Annotated in this window: 1 protein-coding gene and 1 pseudogene; both read left to right on the top strand. The window is 70.7% G+C overall.

Annotated elements, in window-relative coordinates; translation table 11 throughout:
• Positions 1-507, top strand: a pseudogene (locus ACQKIP_RS47695) (PAS domain S-box protein); the annotation flags it as partial.
• Between the two features lie 380 nt (positions 508-887).
• The gene (locus tag ACQKIP_RS47690) at positions 888-1118 is read left to right on the top strand and encodes a hypothetical protein (protein WP_365864454.1); all 231 of its coding nucleotides are present in this window, start codon (positions 888-890) and stop codon (positions 1116-1118) included.
• Positions 1119-1267: the final 149 nt, after the last annotated feature.

Here is a 1267-nt window from a genome sequence, read left to right as displayed (position 1 = left end):
ATCCTGTACACCGTCCTCAGCCGCGGCACCGTGGACCGCTTCACACTCCTCACCGCCGCAACGGTCGTGTTCGTCCTGGTGGTACGCCAAGCGATCATGCTGCTCGACAACATTTCCCTGGCCGGAGAACTGGCGCAGAAGGAGAGCCATTTCCGCTCCCTGGTGCAGGGCTCCAGCGACGTCATCATGACCATCGCTCCCAACGGCATCCTGCGCTACGTATCCCCCGCCGCGGCCGGGGTCTACAAACGCCCGCCGGAGGACCTGGTCGGGACGGAACTGGCCGGTCTCGTCCACCCGCAGGACCTGGGCCGCGTGGTGCACGAGGTACGCCGCTTCCTGGCTGCCAGCCCCCTGGACGAACCCGCCACCCGCATCGAGTGCCGCTTCCGCTCCGGCGACGGCGGCTGGCTGGACGTCGAGTCCACCGTCAACCGCCACCACAGCGGGCTGATCTTCAACAGCCGGGACGTGAGCGAGCGGGTCCCCCTGCGGGACCGGCTGCAGCCGGTGGCCGCTCCCGCTCGGGCGATCCCCGAGAACGGCCGCGCCGTCGACGTCAGGGCCGAAGAAGAGCGCCCCCGCACCGCGGACACGACACCGCAGGACAAGGCACCCTCTCCCTCCGACACCGACAAGGCTATGTCGCGCTCGCGCGGGCGGAGGGCGGATGCGAGGGAGTCCGGCGGGCGCGCCGTGCAGTTCATCGCGCGGTTCCTTGCCCTGCTGCTGCCGGCCAGCGAACGGCCCGGCTGGCTCGAGGAGCAGCGCGCCATCCTGGCTGACCTGCCGGGGCGTGTCGCCCAGTGGCAATGGATGGTCGCCTGGCTGATCGCCATGCCCCGTGTTGCCTACACTTTTCGCTCCGGCCGCGACAAGGAATCGGTATGACCACCCCGCCCCCGGAACCCACCGGACCCCAGCCGGCCCCTTCCGCTCCGGACACCCAACCGCTGCTGAGCCAGCGGGCCGCCCTGGTCTTGCTGACGGCGGCGTTCATCGGCACCCTCGTCGGCGTCCTCACCTGGTTCAGCGCGGGCAATGCCGCCGGCGCGCTCCTCGCCGGGGTGACGGGGTTCGGGGCTGGCACTGTGGGACTGCACAAGCTGATCGGTTGATCCGCCCCGTACCAGGGACGCGGTCCGCCGCGCTCAGGGGCGGTGCGCGGAAGCGAGATGGCCGCCGGACTCCGGGAATCCGAGTCCTGCCCAATGTTCAGCCGGCACCCGTCCGGTCTTTCCGCCGCCGGCTCGTCCCCATCCGTACC

It is taken from the genome of Streptomyces sp. NPDC059900, from assembly GCF_050270335.1.
Lineage (GTDB): Bacteria > Actinomycetota > Actinomycetes > Streptomycetales > Streptomycetaceae > Streptomyces.
The sequence above is the reverse complement of the archived record's forward strand: the minus strand, read 5'-3'. Positions and strand labels throughout refer to the sequence as shown.

Coding starts and splice junctions, on each gene's coding strand:
- ACQKIP_RS47690 (WP_365864454.1), top strand. CDS start 888: ATGACCACCCCGCCCCCGGAACCCACCGGACCCCAGCCGGCCCCTTCC.